This is a genomic window from Kitasatospora sp. NPDC002522 (genome assembly GCF_053595195.1).
Window position 1 is genome coordinate 13,618 of sequence record NZ_JBSFXE010000059.1, and the last position, 18,832, is coordinate 32,449.

The window sequence follows — 18,832 nt, forward strand, 5'->3', positions numbered from 1 at the left end:
GAGCGCTCCCCGTACGGCCGGGGCGGTCAGTACTGGCGGTTCGGCAGCGCGGCGGCGGCCTGGTCCTGGGTGAAGACGCCCTCCTCGGTCTTGATCCGCTTGGGCACCTGCTCACCCGCCTTGACCTTCTTCGCCAGGTCCATCAGCTGGTCGCCGAGCAGCGGGTTGCACTCGACGTCGACGTTGATCTTGCCCTGGCTCATCGCGGTGAAGGCGTCCTTGACGCCGTCCACCGAGACGATCTTGATGTCGGTGCCGGGCTTCTTGCCCGCCTCCTCGATCGCCTGGATCGCGCCGAGCGCCATGTCGTCGTTGTGCGCGTACAGCACGTCGATCTTCGGCTGGGACTTCAGGAAGGCCTGCATGACCTCCTTGCCCTTGGCCCGGGTGAAGTCACCGGTCTGCGAGGCCACCACCTTGAACTTCGGGTCCGCCTTGATCACGTCGCCGAAGCCGGCCCGGCGGTCGTTGGCCGGCGCGGAGCCGGTGGTGCCCTGCAGCTCGACGATGTTCACGTCGCCGGACTTGCCCTGGTACTCCTTCACCAGCCAGTCGCCGGCCCGCTTGCCCTCCTCGGTGAAGTCCGAGCCGAGGAAGGAGACGTAGAGCGAGTCGTCCTTGGAGTCCACCGCGCGGTCGGTGAGGATCACCGGGATGTGCGCGTCCTTGGCCTCCTTCAGCACGGTGTCCCAACCGGACTCCACCACCGGCGAGAAGGCGATGACGTCCACCTTCTGCTGGATGAAGGACCGGATCGCCTTGATCTGGTTCTCCTGCTTCTGCTGCGCGTCGGAGAACTTCAGCTCGATGCCGGCCTTCTTCGCGGCGTCCTGGACGGACTTGGTGTTCGCGGTACGCCATCCGCTCTCCGCGCCGACCTGGGCGAAGCCCATGACGAGCTTGTGCGAGCCCTTGTCTGCGGACGCGCCGCCGCCGGACCCGCACGCGGTGAGGACGGTGACCATCGCACCGGCGACCAGGGCCGCCGCAGCTCTCTTGGACATGTCGGACTTCCTCTCGGAGGATCGGTCATGTGAACGCGATGTGGCGTCGCCGTTTCGCTCGTGGTGATTGTTAGCGCTCACATTTGACCCCACAAGCCCTCTAACACCCCGTTACCCAATCTTGACCACCCGGGGGAGCGCGACAGCCGCCCGCCCGGGGGAGCCGCAAACTCCCATGAGGACGAACGGACTTCACTGACCGTCACCGCTCGGACCGCGGCCGGCCGGCGGCGATCGCGACCCGCCCGGCCGACCCGGGGTCTCCACCTGGAGCGGAGTCGACCGACGCGCCCGATCCGGCCCGGCGCGCGCCGCGGGCCATGCGCGAACGGTTGCTCACAGTCGCCCGATCGGATCTCTGCGGACCTCCTTGACACCCCTTCATCCCCATGCTTTTCTCCGTGCCGCAGGCCGGACGCCCCGTCGGATTGTTATCGCTAACACTCGATCAGCTCCGGTTACCCCGCCCCAGGACCTCCCACACTGCCCTCGCGCCGAGGGCCGATCGGTCCTGCCCCGAACACGCCCGCAGGAGGGTGACAATGAACGCTCGCGGAAAGGCCGGACCAGCCCCGCGGCGGCACGGCTGACGGTCACGGCTGTCCGCGGTGCTCTCGGTGGTCTTCCCGGCCGGCTTCCTGGTCGCCGTCGACACCACCGGCGCCTCGGCCGCCACGGTCGACCCGGCCAAGTGGTACGTGCCGGTCAACCACAACAGTGGCAAGGCCCTCGACGACTACAACTTCGGTACCGCCGACGGCTCTTCGCTGGCGCAGTGGACGCGCACCGACGCCGCGAACCACCAGTGGCGGTTCCTCGACTCCGGCAACGGCTACCACCGCCTGCAGAACCGCACCTCCGGCAGGGTGCTGGACGACTACAACTGGTCCACCGCCGACGGTACCGACATCGTCCAGTGGACCGACCGCGACGCCGCCAACCAGCACCTCCGCCTCGCCGACTCGACCGGCGGCTACCTCCCCGCCTGCTGAACCGGTACAGCGGCAAGGCCGATGGAGGTCCAGGGAGCGTCCACCACCGACGGCGGCAAGGCCGTCCAGTACGCCGACCGGGACGGCGCCAACCAGCAGTGGCAGCTCGTCCCGGTCGGCGACGTGGGCGCTCGACCGCGGTCCTGGCCGCGGGTCTTCGCCGCGGGTCTTGACCTGTCCCTGACCGGGATGGCTTCATGGCGGTTGGGAGCGCTCCCACACTCCCCGTCAGGTCGCCCGGCCTCCCGCTCGGTCCGGCCGACGCCCGGCTGTTGCCCCACCGAGGAAAGGCTCCCACCCGTGCCTCCCGCCCTCTCCGTCCGCGGCGTGCCCCGCCGCGCCGCCGCCGCACTCACCGGCCTCGCCCTGGTGCTCGGCGGCCTCACCACGGCCGCCTTCACGGCCCCGGCCGCGCGCGCGGCCGCCTCGCCCGCCCTCGCGGCGGCCTCCGACGTCCCGGTCCGGGTCAACCAGCTCGGGTACCTGCCCGACGGTCCCAAGCGCGCCACCGTGGTCAGCTCCGCCACCGCCCCGCTCGCCTGGCAACTGCGGGACGCCGCCGGCACCGTGGTCGCCTCGGGTACCACCGCGGTGCACGGAGCCGACGCGGCGTCAGGCCAGTCCACGCACCTGGTGGACTTCGGCGCCTACACCGGCTCCGGCAGCGGCTACACGCTGGTCGTCGGCGGCCAGGCCAGTCACCCCTTCGCCCTCTCGGCCGGGCTGTACGACGGCCTGCGCGCCGACAGCATGTCGTTCTTCTACCAGCAGCGCAGCGGCATCGCGATCGACGCGGCCCTGGCCGGCAGCGCCTACGCCCGCCCGGCCGGGCACCTGGGGGTGGCTCCGAACCAGGGCGACACCGGCGTGCCGTGCCAGTCCGGGGTCTGCGACTACCAGCAGGACGTCCGCGGCGGCTGGTACGACGCCGGCGACCAGGGCAAGTACGTGGTCAACGGCGGCATCGCGACCTGGGAACTGGTCAACTCCTTCGAGCGGGCGCGCCGTTCGGGCCACGAGTCGGCGGTCGGCGACTCGACGCTGCGGGTCCCGGAACGCGGCAACGGCGTCCCGGACGTGCTGGACGAGGCCCGCTGGGAGCTGGACTTCCTGCTGCGGATGCAGGTCCCGGACGGCAGGCCGATGGCCGGCATGGCCTTCCACAAGGTGCACGACGCGCAGTGGACCGGTCTTCCGACCAGGCCTGAACTCGACGACCAGAAGCGGGAGTTGCACCGCCCTTCGACCGCGGCCACGCTGAACCTGGCGGCCACCGCGGCGCAGTGCGCCCGGGTGTACGCGCCGTACGACGCGGCCTTCGCCGGCCGCTGCCTGGCCGCGGCCCGCCGGGCCTGGGCGGCCGCCGTGGCCAACCCGAACGTGCTCGCCCCGGCGACCGACAACACCGGCGGCGGTGCCTACGAGGACTCCGACGTGTCGGACGAGTTCTACTGGGCGGCCGCCGAACTCCTGGCCACCACCGGCGAATCGCAGTACCGGGACGCCGTGACCTCCTCCCCGTGGCACGCCAAGCCCGTCGACGGCTTCTGGTGGGGCGGCACCGCGACGCTCGGCCGGATCACCCTCGCCACCGTCCCCGGGGTCGCCCTGCCCGCCGACGACGTCACCCGGCTGCGCGGCCTGCTGGTCTCCGCCGCCGACGGCTACCTGACGACCATGGCGGGCCAGGGCTACGCCGTGCCGATCCCCGCCGACGGCTACGTGTGGGGCTCCAACAGTCAGGTCGCCAACAACGCGATGACGATGGCCGTCGCCTACGAGCTGACCGGCGCGCAGCGCTACCGCTCGGGCGCGCTGGAGTCGCTGGACTACCTGCTGGGCCGCAACGCCCTGGACCGCTCCTACGTGACCGGGTACGGCGCGCGGGCCTCCGAGAACCAGCACCACCGGTTCTGGGCGCACCAGAACGACCCGTCGCTCCCGCACCCCCCGGCCGGCTCCTTCGCGGGCGGGCCGGACGCGGCGCTGGAGGACCCGGTCGCCAAGGCGCAGTTGACCGGCTGCGCGCCGGCGGCGTGCTACGTGGACGACATCGGCTCGTACTCCACCAACGAGGTCGCGATCAACTGGAACGCCTCGCTGGCCTGGCTGTCGGCGTTCGCCGCGGAGCGCGGGAGCGCGCCGACGACGCCCGCCGTGCAGGTGGTGCCCGCGGCGGTGTCGGTGCCCGAGGGCGGTTCGGCGGCGGTGGGGGTGCGGCTGTCCTCGGCGCCCGCGCAGAGCGTCACGGTGACGGTGGCCAGGGCCTCCGGTGACCCGGACCTCTCCGTGGCGGGCTCCTCGACGCTGGTCTTCACGCCGGCCGACTGGTCGACGGTGCGTCAGGTCGCGGTGTCCGCCGCGCAGGACGCGGACTCGGCCAACGGCTCCGCCGCGTTCTCGGTCGGCGGGCCGGGCGTGCAGGGCGCGTCGTTCACCGCGACCGAGGTGGACGACGACCCCGTGCCCCCGGCGGCGTCCTGCGCCGTGGCGTACCGGGTGGACAACTCCTGGGGCAGCGGCTTCACCGCGACGGTGACCGTCAAGAACACCGGCACCTCGGCGGTTTCGGGCTGGACGCTGGGCTGGGCCTTCGCCGGTGACCAGCGGGTCTCGAACGCGTGGAACGCGACGGTGGGCCAGTCGGGCAACGCGGTCACGGCCCGCGACGCCGGGTGGAACGGCACCGTGACGCCCGGTGCGAGCGCGAGCTTCGGCTTCCAGGCGACCTACTCGGGCACGAACGCGGCGCCGACCCGGTTCACCCTGAACGGCTCGGTCTGCGACTGACCTTCTCCGCCGGAGAGCACGCTGCCCGTCGTACCCCTCGGGGTGCGACGGGCAGCGTGCTCTCCGCCTCCATTTCCGGGTTCCGTGCCGCGCGGCAACCTTTCCCGCGCCGGCGGCAACTACGGGCTGATGTCGCGGCAACCTTTCCGCCCGCGGCGGCAACCCAGCACCGCACGACCGACCCCGAACCCTCCGAACGGATTCGCATGAGCTTCCCGAAGCACGGCGCCGCCGCGCCCCTGCGCGGCCGCCGCCGGCTGACCGTGGGCGTCCCCGCGGCCCTGATCGCCGTCGGCGCCGTCATCTGGCTGGCCGTCACCCTGCTGCCCGGAGGCGGCGCCGCGGCCGGGCGTCCCGTGCCGGTCGCGCTCACCACGACCTCCGTCGGCGCTCCCTCCCCCGCCGACACCCCGACGGCCGCCGAGAGCCCGAGCCCTCCCCCGACGAGCGCTTCCGCGTCCGCCCCGCCCTCGTCCCCCGCCCCCTCCGCGTCGCCGTCCCGCTCGGCGGCGCCGTCCGCCTCGCCCGGCGGCGGTGACCGCGCGCCCGCGCAGGCGTCGCTGGCCGGTCGGATCAAGCCGGGCGTCTCCTACCCGGGCGTCGCCACCGCCTACGAGGCCGCCGACGGGAACGGCGCGTGCCTGTTCGGCCCTCCGGCGGCGACATGATGGTCGCGGCGATGAACCACACGGACTACGAGACGTCCCGGGCGTGCGGCGCGTACGTGCAGATCAACACCGCCAACGGGAAGTCCCTGACGGTCCGGATCGTCAACGAGTGCCCGCTGCCCTGCGCCCCCGGCCAGATCGACCTCAGCCAGCAGGCGTTCGCGCGCCTCGCCGACCTGTCCGTCGGCCGGCTCTCGATCACCTGGACGCTGCTGAGCCCGGCCTCCGTCGATCCGCTGGCCATCCGGTACAAGACGGGTTCCAGCCGCTACTGGTGCGGCCTCCAGGTGATCGGCCACCGCAACCCCGTGGCAACGCTGGAGGTCCGCGCGGGCGACGGCTGGCGGCCGTTGCCGCGCACCGACTACAACTACTTCCTGTCCGCCGACGGCACCGGGTGCGGCGGCTCGATCCGGGTCACCGACATCTACGGGGAACGCCTGACCGTCGACGGGCTCACCGTGCAACCGGACGTCGCGCAGCCGACCCGTGTCCAGTTCGCCCGGCATTGACCCTCGACGTCCGTACCGGCGCGGGGCCGGGCACTGTTACGCTCATGCCGCTTGTTAACGCGCACATCGCACGGAGGGGGCGACCGGGGAACATGGTCCTCGATGACGCGTCCGCGGAGTTCCACGACTTCTTCGAACGCCACTACGCCGAACTGGCCCGTCTCGCCCACATGTTGACCGGTGAGCGGGACGCCGCCGACGACCTCGCCGCGGACGCGCTGACGGCGCTGTGGCAGAGCTGGGGCCGCGCGCGCGGAGCCGCCCACCCACTGGCCTACGCTCGGGGTGTGGTGGCCAACATGGCGCGGGAGCGGATCCGCAGCGCGGTCCGCGAGCGGCGGCGGATCGCCCTGTTCTGGTCGCGCGGCCCGGAGAAGGTGGAGGGGCCGAACGTGGCGGCCGTGCTGGACGTCCGTGCGGCGCTCGCCCGGCTGCCGTTCCGCAAGCGGGCGTGCGTGGTGCTGCGGCACGCCTTCGACCTGTCGGAGAAGGAGACCGCGGCCGCGCTGGGCATATCGGTCGGTACGGTCAAGAGCCAGACCTCGAAGGCGATGTCCGAACTGGAGAAGATGCTCGGCGCACGGATGGCCGACGAACTGGTGGCAGGAAGGAGGACCCGGTGAACGAGGAGATCGCCCGTCGGCTGCGTGAGGCCGCCGACGCCCATCAGCCCGACCGGGCCCGCATCCTGGCCCGGATGGAGCGCGGCGCGGCCGCCCCCGCCGTCAGCCGCCGCCGACCTCGCCGCCTCGGGTTGTCCGGGCCGAAGGCGGCGCTCGCCGTGCTCGCCGCGGCCGGCCTGCTGGCCACCGGCGGCTTCGCCGTCGCCGGCATCGTCGGAACCCCGCCGCCCGCGCCCAGCACCGCCCCCGCGGTGCCGAGCGAGACGGCCACCCCCGACCCGACGCCCTCGGCCGGCGGCGGCGCGAACCCCGCGCCGAACCCCGGTCCGAGCAGCGCCCGTCCGACGCCGTCCGCGACGGCCCGGACGCAGAACGGGCCGCTGGTGTCGGTCGGCGCGGTGGACCCGCACAGCACCGTGTACTGGGAGCAGAACAACCTGACGCTGAAGACCGGTCAGCCGCTCAGCGCACTCACGGTGGAGGTGCGCATCGTGCAGACCGGCAGCGTCCGGGACACCGGCAACTGGCGGACCCTGCCGAACGACGACTTCACCGTCACCGTGCAGGAGAGCGGCGGCGTGCTGGTCTACCGCTGGGTGCTGAAGGCGGGCCGGACGGTGCCCGCAGGTCAGCATGAGTTCGCCGCGCAGTTCAACCACGCCGCCGGCACGCGCAGCGCCGCGGGCGACACCTACCGCGTGGACGCCCGAAGCGCGGGCGGCGCCGCGGCGGTGTGGGGCGGGTTCACCGCCGGCTGACACCTGCACACGGACCCACTCCTGCCCGCCGCACCGTCACGGTGCGGCGGGCAGATCGGTAACTACCGAATCACCAGCTCAAACTTTCCACGTACCCGCCTGGCCCGCATCCGCCGCCATCTGGACGGCGTTGACCACGGGAAACCGGCGCACCGTCAGCCGCCTGCGGCACGTTCGGCCTGCCCAGCTGCAACTCATGATGCTTGCACGATGATTGACTCCGGCGGATTTTCGGCACTAGCTTCATGGAAGTTCGATACAGATTTCGAAACTTTCGAGGAGTTCACCGTGAAGCTACGCCGCCCACTCGCGGCCGCCGCCGGTATGGCCGCCGTCCTCCTGCTCGTTCCGTCCGCGATCGCGGCCGCCGCCGGGGACAAGGCGCCGTCGGTACCGGGCGACTCGCTGCGCGCCCTGGGTTCGCAGCAGAACCTGCGGATCGGAACCGCCGTCGACATGGCCCACCTGGGGACCGACCAGGCGTACACCGGCATCGTCGCCGACCAGTTCTCCGTCGTCACGCCGGAGAACGCCATGAAGTGGGAGGCGGTGGAGCCGGGCCGGGGCAGCTACGACTGGGGCCCGGCCGACCAGCTGGTGCAGTTCGCCCAGCAGCACGGACAGGCGGTCCGCGGCCACACCCTGCTGTGGCACAACCAGCTGCCGGCCTGGCTCACCACGGGCGTCGACGACGGGACCATCAGCAACGCGCAGCTGCGCGAGATCCTCCACCGGCACATCACGGACGAGGTCGGCCACTTCCGCGGCAAGGTCTGGCAGTGGGACGTGGCCAACGAGGTCTTCGCCAACTCCTGGGACGCCAACGCCCTGCCCAACGGCCTCAACGGCGACGACTTCTGGATCAAGCGCCTGGGCGAGGGCATCATCGCCGACGCCTTCCGCTGGGCGCACCAGGCCGACCCGAAGGCCCTGCTGTTCTACAACGACTACAACATCGCCGGGCAGGACGGCACCAACGCCAAGTTCACGGCCGTCCACGACTACTTCGCGAAGCTGCGGGCCCAGGGCGTCCCGGTCGACGGGATCGGCGAGCAGGGGCACCTGGACACCCAGTACGGCTTCGACGCCCAGCGCTTCCAGGCCGACCTGCAGTCCTACGCCGACCTCGGGCTGAAGGTCGCGGTCACCGAGGCGGACGTGCGCACCTTCGTCAACAACGCGACGGAGCAGGTCCCCACCAGCCAGCTGGCCGCGTTCGCCCAGCCGTACGAGTTCTCCGAGATGCTGAAGGCCTGCCAGCTCGTCCGGCAGTGCGTGTCGTTCACCGCCTGGGGCGTGTACGACGGCGACTCCTGGATTCCGGGCACCTTCAGCGGGACGGGCTACGGCCTGCTCTACGACGTCGCCATGAAGCCGAAGCCCGCCTACGTCGCCCTCCAGCAGGACCTGGCCCTGGGCGCGGACGCCGCACACCGCCGCGGCCGGGACGCCTCGGACCACTGACGTCCCCCCGAGGCGGCCGGCCCGCGGCAGCGCTCACCCCCACGGGGCGCCGCTGCGGGCCGGCACTCGTGTACGGAGCGGTTGTCAGCCCAGCTTCCACTGCTGGTTGCTGCCGCCGCTGCAGCCCCACAGCTGGACGGGCGAGCCGTCGGCGGTGGCCAGGCCGGCGACATCCAGACAGAGGCCCGACTGCACGCCGGTGACGGTGCCGTTCGCGTTCACCTGCCACTGCTGGTTGGGCTGGCCGTTGCAGGACCAGACGATCACCTTGGTGCCGTTGGTGGTGCCCTTGGCGTTGGCGTCCAGGCACAGGGTGGTGCCGCCCACGGTCACCGTCAGCTGGTTCGACGCGGTCCGGGTCCAGGTCTGGTTGGCGGCGCCGTTGCAGCCGTTGATCAGCTGCTGGGTGCCCAGCGCGGTGTTCGGGTCGGTCAGGCACTTGCCCGCGCCCACCGCGCGCAGCGCGCCGGTCGTGCCGCCGCCGGAGGAGCTCGCGTCCAGACCCATGAAGTGGATCGCGTTGGCGGCCATCGCGGTTCCCTGGACCGGCAGTTGGTGCCCGGCGCCGGAGATGGCGTACGCCTCGACCTGGGTGGTGCCGGCGCTGTTGGCGTACCGCGTGCGGGTCCAGTTCGCCGCCGGGCTGTCCGTGGCCGACGGGGTCTGGCCCACCCCGAGGACGTCGGTCCACTGCTTGATCTCTTCACCGAGGTTGTTGTAGTTCAGGATGGTGTCGGCGGTGCCGTGCCAGAGCTGCACGCGCGGCCGCGGACCGGTGTAGCCCGGGTCCGCCGCCCGCACCAGGCCGCCCCACTGCTGCGGGGACATCGACACCTGGCCCTGGGCGCAGGGCCCGTTCCAGCCGCGCACCGTGCCGGTGGCGAAGCAGTGGTAGGGCACTCCCATGAACGCCGCGCCCGCCTTGAACACGTCGGGGTAGTCGGCGAGCATCACGTTGGTCATCATCCCGCCGGACGACTCCCCGGTCACGTACACGGCGTTGGGGTTGCCGCCGTAGTGCTGCTCGGTGTAGGTGATCATCGACATCAGCCCGACCGGGTCACTGCCGCCGCCCCGGGTCAGCGCCTGGTCGGAGGAGACGTCCCAGCAGCTTCCGCCGGGGTTGGTCGAGGGGTAGATGACGAGGAACCCGTACTGGTCGGCCAGCGACCCGAAGTCGGTGCTCGAGTACAGGTAGGGGCCCGACCCCTGACACCCGTGCAGGGCCAGCAGGATCGGCGGGTTGGCCTTGACGCCGGCCGGCACGTACAGGTTCATCTGCAGGCCGGTCGGGTTGGTGCCGAAGTTCGTGATCTGGGTCAGCGAGGCGGCCGCGGCCGGGGGGACGGCCTGCAGGCTCAGGCCCAGCGCGAGGCCGAGCGCGGCGGCGGTGCCGAGCAGCCGGGACGCGAGCGAGCGGATTCGGAACATGGGACCTCTCCGTAGGAATCGCCGTGGATGTCGAGGGAGTTCCGGCGCCGCCGCGGAAGACACCCCCGATGCTCGGGCGCTCCCGCCGCCGCCGTCAACGACCCGCCGGGGCTCCGCGGCGGGCGGCTCGCACCGGCCCCACGGCCTGCGCGTTCGCGGCCCGCCCGGCCGTGCTCCCGCCGTCCGCCGTGAAAGTTCCACGCCGGGGTCCGGTGGCGGACGGGCGGGCGACGTGCGTCGGCCGCCGGTCGCGCCCGGTGAAGGGTGCGGCCGGCGGCCGTTGGTGACGACGGGTCAGGCGGTGCGGAGGTCCGCGTGCAGGCGCCGGGTGTGGTCCAGGACGCGGACCGGTCCGTCCAGCCGGACGGTGGCGGTGAGCCGGACGTCGGTGCTGGAGGCGGCGATCCGCAGCTCCAGCTCGCCGGGCTCCACGATGCGCCGGCCGTCGCGCCCGGTGAAGGACGCGAGGTCGGCGGGGACGCCGATCCGCACACGGGTCTCCTGGCCCGCGTCGAGGGTGATCCGCCGGTACCCGATCAGCCGCTGCACCGGCTGGACGACGCTGGCGACCGGGTCGTGCAGGTAGAGCTGGACGGTCTCGCTGCCGCTGCGCTCCCCGGTGTTGCGCAGGGTGAAGGAGAGCTCGACCGTGCCGTCGGTCGCGGCGCCGGCCTGTTCCACCGTCAGGTCGGTCCAGGCGAAGGCGGTGTAGCCGATGCCGTGGCCGAAGCCGAACGCCGGGGTGGGGTCGGTGCTGGACACCTCGCTGGGTCCGGCCAGGCGGGCCCCGAGGTAGGTGGAGGGCTGGACGCCGGGGCGGGCCGGGATGCTGACGGGCAGTCGGCCCGAGGGGTTGGTCCGGCCGCTGAGCACCGCGGCGACCGCCTCGGTCCCGGCCTCGCCGGGGAAGAACGTCTGCACGAGGGCCGCCGACTCGGTCACCGCGCGCCCCAGGGCGTAGGGGCGCCCGGCCAGCAGCACCGGCACCACGGGCTTGCCGGTGTCCAGCAGCGCGTCGAGCAACTGCTGCTGCACGCCCGGCAGTTCAAGCGATTCGACGTCGCAGCCCTCGCCGCTGGTGCCGCGCCCGAACAGGCCGGCCCGGTCGCCGAGGGCGACGATCACGACATCGGCCCGGCGGGCCGCCTCGAGTGCCTCGGCGAAACCGGAGGTGTCCGGCCCGTCGACGCTCGCCCCGGCCGCCGTCCAGATCTCGCTGCCGGGGAACTCGGCCGCCAACGCCTGGCGCAGCGTGGGCAGTTCGATGCCCGCCGGGATGTCGGGGTGCTGGCTGCCGACGTGCACGGGGAAGGCGTAGCAGCCCAGCACCGAGGTCGGGGTCTCGGCGTTGGGGCCGATCAGGGCGATCCGGCGCGGGCTGCGCAGCGGCAGGGTGCCGTCGTTGCGCAGCAGCACCACGGCCTGCTCGGCGATCTCCCGGGCCAGCGAGCGGTTCTCGGGGCGGTCCAGGTCGACCGCGCCGCGCAGCGCCTGCGGGTCGTCCAGCGGGAGGCCGGCCAGGGCGGTCGGGACGGCGTCCCAGTCCGGGTCCAGCAGGCCGAGTTGGACCTTCTGCACCAGGACCCGGCGCAGCGCCCGGTCGACCAGCGCCTCGGGCACGGTGCCGTCCTCGACGGCGCGCAGCAGCGGCTCGCCGAAGGTCTTGACGGTGGGCAGTTCCACGTCGACGCCGCTGGCCAGGGCGAGGGCGGCGGCCTCGGCCCAGTCCCCGGCGACGCCGTGCAGCACCTTGAGGAAGGCGATGCCGAAGTAGTCGGCGACCACGGTCCCCTCGAAGCCCCAGGTGTCGCGCAGCAGTTCGGTCAGCAGGGCCTCGTCGGCGGCCGAGGGCACGCCGTCGGTGTCGGTGTAGGCGTGCATGACCGAGCGGGGCCGGCCCTCGCGCACCGCCATCTCGAAGGGCGGCAGGATCACGTCGGCTCGCTCGCGCGCGCCCATGCCGACGGGGGCGAGGTTGCGTCCGGCTCGCGAGGCGGAGTAGCCGGCGAAGTGCTTGAGCGTGGCGACGATCCCGGCGGACTCCAGGCCCTGCACGTAGGCGGTGGCCACCGTGCCGACCAGGTACGGGTCTTCGCCGATGGTCTCCTCGACCCGGCCCCAGCGGGCGTCGCGGACGACGTCGAGGACCGGGGACAGGCCCTGGTGGACGCCGACCGCGCGCATGTCGCGGCCGATCGCGGCGGCCATCCGGCGGATCAGGTCGGGGTCGAAGGTGGCGCCCCAGGAGAGCGGCACCGGGTAGGCGGTGGCGCCCCAGGCGGCGAAGCCGGCGAGGCACTCCTCGTGCGCGAGGGCGGGTATCCCGAAGCGGTTGGCGGCGGCGATGCGCTGCTGGCTGCGGGCCAGCGAGAGCGCGCCCAGCGCCGGGTCGACCGGCACCGTGCCGAACGGCCGGGTCAACTGGCCGAGGCCGGACGGGAGCAGGTCGTCGAGGTCGGGCGGCTCCTCCATGTCGTGCTGGTGCGGGGCGACGTCGCCGCCCTCGTCGGAGGCGCCGACCCAGACGCCGACGAGCTGGGCCAGCTTCTCCGGCAGCGTCATCTCGGCGATCAGGGAGTCGGCACGTTCCTCGGGGCTGAGCGCGCGGTCGCGCCAGCGGGTGGTGGGGGCAGCGGACGGGAGGGCCAGGTTCATGTTGCCGGTCACTTTCCTCCGACGCCCATGAGGCCCTGGACCAAGGCGCGTCGGGCGAACAGGTAGACGATGAAGATCGGGAGCATCGACAGCACGACGGCGCTGAGCAGGCCGGGCACGTCGACGCCGTGCTCAGTCTGGAAGTTGTACAGGCCGAGGGTGATGACCTTGGTGCTCTCCGACTGGGTGAGGATCAGCGGGAACAGGAAGCCGTTCCACGCCTGCAGGGCGGCGAAGACCACGACGGACGACAGGCCGCCCTTGGACAGCGGCACCACCAGCTGCCAGAACACCCGCCACGGGGTGGCGCCGTCCATGGCCATGGCCTCGTAGAGCTCGCCGGTGATGTCGCGCATGGCACCGGTGAGGACCAGGGTGCACACCGGCAGGCAGAACGCCGCGGTGGGCAGGATGATGCCGAGCAGGTTGTCGTAGAGGCCGGCCTTGCTGATGACGTAGAACATCGGCACGATCACGGCCTGCGCCGGGATCGCCAGGCCCAGCAGGAAGATCCGGAACACCGTGCCGATCGTCCTGCCCCGGGCCCGCACGATGGCGTAGGCGAGCGGGGGCACGACGAGCAGCACGATCGCGACCACGCTCACGGTGACCAGGAGCGTGTTGAGGAAGTCCTGGCCGAACCCGTTGGAGAAGTCGTCGACGTAGTTCTGCAGGGTCAGCTCGGAGGGGAAGGTGAGCGGCCCCTGCGAGGAGTAGTTGGAGCGGGTGCGGAACGTCGAGATCAGCAGGACGTACAGCGGGAAGCCGACCAGGGCCAGCCAGACCAGCGAGCCGAGCCCGGCGAGGTAGTTGGGGCGCCGTCGCATCACAGTCCCTCCGTGGTGCTGCGCATCTTGTCGTAGCCGGACAGGCGCACGACGGCGAGCGAGATCAGGGTGGCGACCACCACGAGGACCAGGGCGATGGCCGAGCCCGCGCCGAAGTCGAAGCTCTTGAACGCCTGTTGGTACATGTAGAAGGCGCTGTTGGTGGTGTCGGTGCCCGGGCCGCCCTGGGTCAGGATGAGGACGGTGTCGAAGGTGGTGAGACCGCCGACCAGCATCAGGATGACCGAGGTGATCATCGTGTTGCGCAGCTGCGGCAGGGTGATGTGGAAGAACTGCCGCACCTTGCCGGCGCCGTCGATCGACGCCGCCTGGTAGAGCACCCGGGGGATCGCCCGGGCGCCGCCCTGGTAGAGCAGGGCGTGCATGGGCGTCCACTGCCACATGCCGACGAAGGTGAGCACCGCGATGGCACCGCTCTGACTGCCCATCAGGTTGCCGTCGCCGAACAGCCACTGCATCTGCGAGGGCACGCCGAAGTTGGGGTCCAGGATGGCGCGCCAGACCACCGAGATCGCGGTCGCGGACAGCAGCAGCGGGACGAAGAAGATCGCGGACAGCACGGCGCGGTTGCGCTGGTGGCCGGCCGCCCACACGCCCAGCAGGATGCTCACCGGGGTCTGCACGACCGCGCCGGCCACGGTGAGCACCAGGGTCAGCCAGATGCTCTGCGTCATCACCGGGTCGTGCAGCAGCTTGGTCCAGTTGGCGAGGCCGTTGAACCGGGGGGCGTCGACACCGTTCCAGCTGGTGAAGGAGAGCACCGCCACCAGCAGCAGCGGCACGATTGCAAACATCAGGAAGAACACGGTCGCGGGCACCGCCCAGGCAAGGCCCGGGCGGGTCACCCCGACGCCGGTCCGGCGCTCCGCCCGCAGGCGACGACCGGACGCGGACACGAAGGAGAGTGCACTCATGGCGATTCGTCTCAGGAGGCGGGCAGGGCCTGCATGGCCTTGATGAAGCCGTCCACGTCGAGCTTGCCGTTGAAGAACTGCTGGACGGCGGTGTGGATCGGCGTGTTGGCGGCCGGCGGGTACGCCTGGTCCCAGGAGAGCTGGAACGACGGGGCGGCCTTGACCAGGTTGTACTGGTACTTCGAGTAGTCGGGGTTGGCCGCGGTGCCGAGGAACTGCTCGGTGTTGGTGGTGGTCGGCAGGTTGCCGATCGCCAGCTGGGCCTTCACGAACTCGTCGGAGTACATGAGCTTCAGGAAGGCGGCGGCCGCCTCGGGGTGCTTGCTCTTCTTCAGCACCGAGTAGAAGTTGTTGGTGTTGCCGACCACGTTGGACGGGTCGCCCTTGCCGCCGGCGATGCTCGGGAAGTTGCTGTAGCCGAGGCTGGTCTTGGTGAAGTCGGGGTTGGCGTCCTGCTGGGTGGCGTACTCCCAGGAGCCCATCAGCTCGAACGCCGCCTTGCCCTTGGCCAGCAGGGCCGGGGAGCCGCCGTCGGTGAACTTGACCGAGTCGAAGTTCGACCCGAACGCACCCGCGTCGACCAGCTGCTTGAGCATGCCCAGCGCCTTCTTGGCGTCGTCGCTCTCCCAGGCGCTCTTGTCGCCGGACAGCGCCTTCTGGAACAGCTCGGGGCCCGCGACGCGGTCGAAGACGTACTCGTACCACATCAGGGTCGGCCACTGGTCGCCGCCGCCGAGGGCGAACGGGGTGATGCCCTTGGCCTTGAGCGTCTGGACGGCGCTCAGCAACTCGTCCCAGGTCTTCGGGACGCTCAGGCCGGCGTCGGCCAGCACCTTCTTGTTGTTGAAGAGCAGCACGGGCTGGGTGCCGCGCATCGGGATGCCGTAGGACTTGCCGTCGATCACCGCGGTGTTGAACACCGAGGTCAGGAAGTTGCCCTTCAGCCCCGGGTCCGCGGCGATCATGTCGTCCAGCGGGAGCAGCAGGTCGGACTTCACGTACGGCTGGATGCTGCCGCCGCCCCAGTTGAAGAAGACGTCCGGCGCCTGGGGGGTGTTGATGATGGTGTTGAGCTTGGCCTGGTAGTCCGCGCCCGGGATGGTGTCCAGGACGGCCTTGACCTTCGACGTCTTGTTGAAGGTGTCGACGATCTGCTTCTCGACCTTGTTGCTGGCGTCCCCGTAGACCAGGACGTGGATCGTGCCGGAGTCCCCGCCGGCGGAGGAGGAACCGCCGCTGCCGCAGGCGGTCAGCGCCACCATGGCCGTGGTCAGACCGAGCGCAACAGCGAAAGCGCGTCTCTTCATCAGGACTCTCCTAAAAGTTTCGATCCGCTTCTCGAAATCCCCGCTTGGCCGGGACGCTAAGTTGCGAGGATGTTTCGGGTCAACCCCTCGTGCCGAGGGTTACTGAAGCGTGATGCGCCAACTGCCCTGCGCCGCCGGTGCCCTATGCTGCGTCCATGGAAAAGGGCGATGAACTGGGACGGGCGACCCTCGCGGACGTCGCCCGCGAGGCCGAGGTCTCCGTTTCGACGGTTTCGAAGGTTCTCAACGGCCGCACCGACGTCTCGGCGTCCACCCGCTTCCGCGTCGAGCAGGTCCTTCGCGCCCACGACTACCAGCGCGCCGCCCGCAGCAGCGGTGAGGCGCCCCTCGTGGAGATCGTCTTCCACGAGCTCGACAGCCTCTGGGCGATGGAACTCCTGCGCGGCGTCGAGGCGGTGGCGAACGAGCACGGTGCGGCGGTCGTGGTCACCCACAGCGGCTCGCGCCACGCCCCGGGGCCGGAGTGGATCGAGGCGGTGCTGCGCCGGCGACCGCTGGGCGTCGTACTGGTCTTCTCCAGCCTGCCGCCCGAGCTGAAGCGCCAACTGCGCGCGCGGTCCATCCCGTTCGTGATCATCGACCCGGCCGGCAACCCCGATCCGGACGTGCCCTCGGTGGGCTCGGCCAACTGGGCCGGCGGCCTCGCCGCCACCCGGCACCTGGTCGAGCTCGGCCACCGGCGCATCGCCATCGTCACCGGCCCGGCGGACACCCTCTGCTCGCTGGCCCGGCTGGACGGCTACCGCTCCGCGATGTCCATGGCCGGCCTGGGGGTGGACCCCGAGCTGACCGCGTTCGGCGACTTCCACGCCGAGGGCGGATTCGCCCAGGCCAAGCGCCTGTTGGAGCTCCCCGACCGACCCACCGCGATCTTCGCCGGCAGCGACCTGCAGGCGCTGGGCGTCATGGAGGCCGCCCGGGTCTGCGGCCTGCGCGTGCCCGAGGACCTGTCCGTCGTCGGCTACGACGACCTGGACATCGCGAAGTGGACCAGCCCGGCGCTGACCACCGTCCGCCAGCCCCTGCGCGAGATGGCCGAGCAGGCGACCCGCCTGATCCTCGCCCTCCGCAGCGGGGAGGCCCCGGCGGCGCCCACCCGCCTCGAACTGGCGACCACCCTGGTGGTGCGCTCCAGCACCGTCGCGCCCGCTCGGCCCTGACCCGACCGGGCCGGGCCGCCCCTCGGCCCGGGCCCTTCCCACAGCTTTCGAAACTTTCGAACCGGTCGGGGTCGGGCCCGGGCGCGCGGCACTCCGGGCCACCGGCCGGGTGAGCCGGCCCGGGGCCGGCCTCACTCCGCCAGCAGCGCGCCGGCCCGGCGCAGGGTCCGGTCCAGCCGCTCCAGGGCCTCCGTGTCCCGGGGCAGGGGGTCCAGCACCGGTCCGTCCGCCGTGCGCCAACGGCGCGCGACCTCGTCCGGGGCCTCCCCGGTGACCAGTGCCGCGGCCTGCGCCGCCGCCCCCAGCGCGACCAACTCCCGCGCCCGCGGCACCTGGACCGGCCGCCCCGACAGCCTCAGCACCGTCCGCTGCCACGCCGCGCCCTGCGCTCCCCCGCCGATGAGCAGCAGCGGCCGCCCGTCGGCCGCGGCCTCGCCCCCGGCTCGCAGGACCTCGTCCAGCGCGGCCAGCAGCGAGTACGCCGCGCCGTCGTAGGCGGCCTGGAGCAGGTGCCCGGGCGTGGTGTCGTGCCGGATACCGTGGAACAGCCCGGCCGCGTACGGCAGGTCGGGGGTCCGCTCGCCGTCCAGGTACGGCAGGACGACGGCAGTGCCGCCGGGTTCGACGTCCTCGCGTCCGCGTCCGAGCAGGGCGGCGACCCGGTCCACGGCGAGCGTGCAGTTCAGCGTGCACGCCAGTGGCAGCCAGCCGCCGAGCGCGTCCGCGAAGCCCGCCACCGTTCCGGTCGCGTCCACCGGGCGCCCCCGGGTGACCGCGTAGACCGTCCCCGAGGTCCCCAGGCTGAGCACGGGGGTGCCGGGCGTGAGCCCCAGCCCCAGCGCGGCGGCCATGTTGTCGCCCGTGCCCGGCGCGACCCTCGTACCCTCCCGCAGCGGGCCGCCCGCCCGCACAGTGCCCGCGCTCTCCCCCGGCTCCACCACCCGCGGAAGTTGACGCACGCTCAGCCCCAGCGCGTCGAGGATCTCCGCGTCGTACCCGTCCGAGGTCCACCAGGCCGTGCCCGACGCGTCGCCGCGGTCGGTCGTGCCCTGGCCGGTCAGACGCTCCGTCAGGAAGTCGTGCGGGAGCCGGATCCGCCGGGTCGCCGCCGCCGCGGCGGGCTCGTTCTCCCGGAGCCAGGCCCACTTCGATGCGGTGAACGACGCCCCCGGAACGCTGCCGACCCGCTCCGCCCACCACCGCGGCCCCCGCTCGGCGACCAGCCGCTCGGCCTGCGCCGCCGACCGCGTGTCGTTCCAGAGCATCGCGGGTCGCACCGGCGCACCGTTCGCGTCCAGGGTCACCAGGCCGTGCTGCTGCCCGCCGACCGACACGGCCTCCGCCCGGCCCGCCCACCCGGTGGCCGCGACCGCCTCGACGAACGCCGACCACCACTGCTCCGGATCGCTCTCGCGCGCCCCGCCGGTCCCGGTGACGGTGTGCGCGGCCCGTCCTTGGCCCAGCACCTCGCCCGTGTCCGCGTCCACGGCCAGCGCCTTGGTGGACTGGGTCGAACTGTCGACCCCGATCACAACTCGCTGCGTGCCCATCAGGATCTCCTCGTGGTGTCCCTTGCTGTCTCGACCTGGGCATACTAATTTGTCTTCCGGCCTGACGAATAGGTCTCCCGCACCACGAGAATCCCTTGGAGCAGTCGATGACGCAGCTCTCCCCCACCCCCGCCG

Annotated in this window: 15 protein-coding genes; 8 read left to right on the plus strand and 7 right to left on the minus strand. The window is 72.2% G+C overall.

Annotated features, from left to right (window positions below; genetic code table 11):
• Window positions 1-26: 26 nt before the first annotated feature.
• Window positions 27-1,004, minus strand: a complete 978-nt coding sequence (locus ACWD4U_RS32030; RefSeq protein WP_363460847.1) for an ABC transporter substrate-binding protein — start codon at window positions 1,002-1,004, stop codon at window positions 27-29.
• A 608-nt stretch (window positions 1,005-1,612) separates the two neighbouring features.
• Here ACWD4U_RS32030 and ACWD4U_RS32035 point away from each other — a divergent pair.
• From ACWD4U_RS32035 to ACWD4U_RS32065, 7 genes are all read left to right on the plus strand, one after another.
• Window positions 1,613-1,996 carry an RICIN domain-containing protein gene (locus tag ACWD4U_RS32035; protein ID WP_449787371.1) on the plus strand — a complete coding sequence of 128 codons (384 nt, stop codon included), beginning with the start codon at window positions 1,613-1,615 and terminating at the stop codon, window positions 1,994-1,996.
• A 21-nt stretch (window positions 1,997-2,017) separates the two neighbouring features.
• Window positions 2,018-4,786 carry a glycoside hydrolase family 9 protein gene (locus ACWD4U_RS32040; protein ID WP_363460851.1) on the plus strand — a complete coding sequence of 923 codons (2,769 nt, stop codon included), beginning with the start codon at window positions 2,018-2,020 and terminating at the stop codon, window positions 4,784-4,786.
• Window positions 4,787-4,992: 206 nt separating this feature from the next.
• Window positions 4,993-5,454: a hypothetical protein gene (locus ACWD4U_RS32045; protein ID WP_363460853.1), complete on the plus strand. Its 462-nt coding sequence runs from the start codon at window positions 4,993-4,995 to the stop codon at window positions 5,452-5,454.
• Window positions 5,424-5,966, plus strand: coding sequence for an expansin EXLX1 family cellulose-binding protein (locus tag ACWD4U_RS32050; RefSeq protein WP_363460855.1), 543 nt, complete (start codon window positions 5,424-5,426; stop codon window positions 5,964-5,966). Before ACWD4U_RS32045 ends, ACWD4U_RS32050 begins: the two co-directional genes overlap by 31 nt.
• A 92-nt stretch (window positions 5,967-6,058) precedes the next feature.
• Entirely contained in the window at window positions 6,059-6,589 is a 531-nt protein-coding gene (locus ACWD4U_RS32055) for a SigE family RNA polymerase sigma factor (protein WP_363460857.1), read from the plus strand.
• Window positions 6,586-7,347 carry a hypothetical protein gene (locus ACWD4U_RS32060; RefSeq protein ID WP_363460859.1) on the plus strand — a complete coding sequence of 254 codons (762 nt, stop codon included), beginning with the start codon at window positions 6,586-6,588 and terminating at the stop codon, window positions 7,345-7,347. The genes ACWD4U_RS32055 and ACWD4U_RS32060 overlap by 4 nt, the downstream gene beginning before the upstream one ends.
• A 288-nt stretch (window positions 7,348-7,635) precedes the next feature.
• Window positions 7,636-8,811, plus strand: a complete 1,176-nt coding sequence (locus tag ACWD4U_RS32065) for an endo-1,4-beta-xylanase (protein WP_363460861.1) — start codon at window positions 7,636-7,638, stop codon at window positions 8,809-8,811.
• Between the two features lie 84 nt (window positions 8,812-8,895).
• Here ACWD4U_RS32065 and ACWD4U_RS32070 read toward each other — a convergent pair whose 3' ends face one another.
• The 5 genes from ACWD4U_RS32070 to ACWD4U_RS32090 form a co-directional block, all read right to left on the minus strand.
• Complete coding sequence (locus ACWD4U_RS32070) at window positions 8,896-10,242, minus strand: extracellular catalytic domain type 1 short-chain-length polyhydroxyalkanoate depolymerase (RefSeq protein WP_363460863.1); 1,347 nt, start codon at window positions 10,240-10,242, stop codon at window positions 8,896-8,898.
• A 294-nt stretch (window positions 10,243-10,536) separates the two neighbouring features.
• Window positions 10,537-12,897 (minus strand): beta-xylosidase/alpha-l-arabinosidase, encoded by a 2,361-nt coding sequence (locus ACWD4U_RS32075; RefSeq protein ID WP_449787372.1) that lies wholly within the window; start codon window positions 12,895-12,897, stop codon window positions 10,537-10,539.
• Between the two features lie 8 nt (window positions 12,898-12,905).
• Entirely contained in the window at window positions 12,906-13,724 is an 819-nt protein-coding gene (locus tag ACWD4U_RS32080) for a carbohydrate ABC transporter permease (protein WP_363460865.1), read from the minus strand.
• Window positions 13,724-14,659 (minus strand): carbohydrate ABC transporter permease, encoded by a 936-nt coding sequence (locus tag ACWD4U_RS32085; RefSeq protein WP_449787373.1) that lies wholly within the window; start codon window positions 14,657-14,659, stop codon window positions 13,724-13,726. The genes ACWD4U_RS32080 and ACWD4U_RS32085 overlap by 1 nt, the downstream gene beginning before the upstream one ends.
• 11 nt (window positions 14,660-14,670) lie before the next feature.
• Entirely contained in the window at window positions 14,671-15,966 is a 1,296-nt protein-coding gene (locus ACWD4U_RS32090) for an ABC transporter substrate-binding protein (protein ID WP_363460866.1), read from the minus strand.
• A 155-nt stretch (window positions 15,967-16,121) separates the two neighbouring features.
• Between ACWD4U_RS32090 and ACWD4U_RS32095 the strand changes: the two genes are divergently transcribed.
• Window positions 16,122-17,147 (plus strand): LacI family DNA-binding transcriptional regulator, encoded by a 1,026-nt coding sequence (locus ACWD4U_RS32095; protein ID WP_363460868.1) that lies wholly within the window; start codon window positions 16,122-16,124, stop codon window positions 17,145-17,147.
• Window positions 17,148-17,278: 131 nt separating this feature from the next.
• On the opposite strand, the gene xylB is transcribed toward ACWD4U_RS32095, so the two are convergent.
• On the minus strand, window positions 17,279-18,697 hold the full coding sequence (xylB, locus tag ACWD4U_RS32100) for a xylulokinase (RefSeq protein WP_363460870.1): 1,419 nt from the start codon (window positions 18,695-18,697) through the stop codon (window positions 17,279-17,281).
• Window positions 18,698-18,832 lie beyond the last annotated feature (135 nt).

Coding starts and splice junctions, on each gene's coding strand:
- ACWD4U_RS32055 (WP_363460857.1), top strand. CDS start 6,059: ATGGTCCTCGATGACGCGTCCGCGGAGTTCCACGACTTCTTCGAACGC.
- ACWD4U_RS32080 (WP_363460865.1), bottom strand. CDS start 13,724: ATGCGACGGCGCCCCAACTACCTCGCCGGGCTCGGCTCGCTGGTCTGG.
- ACWD4U_RS32030 (WP_363460847.1), bottom strand. CDS start 1,004: ATGTCCAAGAGAGCTGCGGCGGCCCTGGTCGCCGGTGCGATGGTCACC.
- ACWD4U_RS32090 (WP_363460866.1), bottom strand. CDS start 15,966: ATGAAGAGACGCGCTTTCGCTGTTGCGCTCGGTCTGACCACGGCCATG.
- ACWD4U_RS32070 (WP_363460863.1), bottom strand. CDS start 10,242: ATGTTCCGAATCCGCTCGCTCGCGTCCCGGCTGCTCGGCACCGCCGCC.
- ACWD4U_RS32085 (WP_449787373.1), bottom strand. CDS start 14,659: ATGAGTGCACTCTCCTTCGTGTCCGCGTCCGGTCGTCGCCTGCGGGCG.
- ACWD4U_RS32095 (WP_363460868.1), top strand. CDS start 16,122: ATGGAAAAGGGCGATGAACTGGGACGGGCGACCCTCGCGGACGTCGCC.
- ACWD4U_RS32040 (WP_363460851.1), top strand. CDS start 2,018: ATGGAGGTCCAGGGAGCGTCCACCACCGACGGCGGCAAGGCCGTCCAG.
- ACWD4U_RS32045 (WP_363460853.1), top strand. CDS start 4,993: ATGAGCTTCCCGAAGCACGGCGCCGCCGCGCCCCTGCGCGGCCGCCGC.
- ACWD4U_RS32075 (WP_449787372.1), bottom strand. CDS start 12,897: ATGAACCTGGCCCTCCCGTCCGCTGCCCCCACCACCCGCTGGCGCGAC.
- xylB (WP_363460870.1), bottom strand. CDS start 18,697: ATGGGCACGCAGCGAGTTGTGATCGGGGTCGACAGTTCGACCCAGTCC.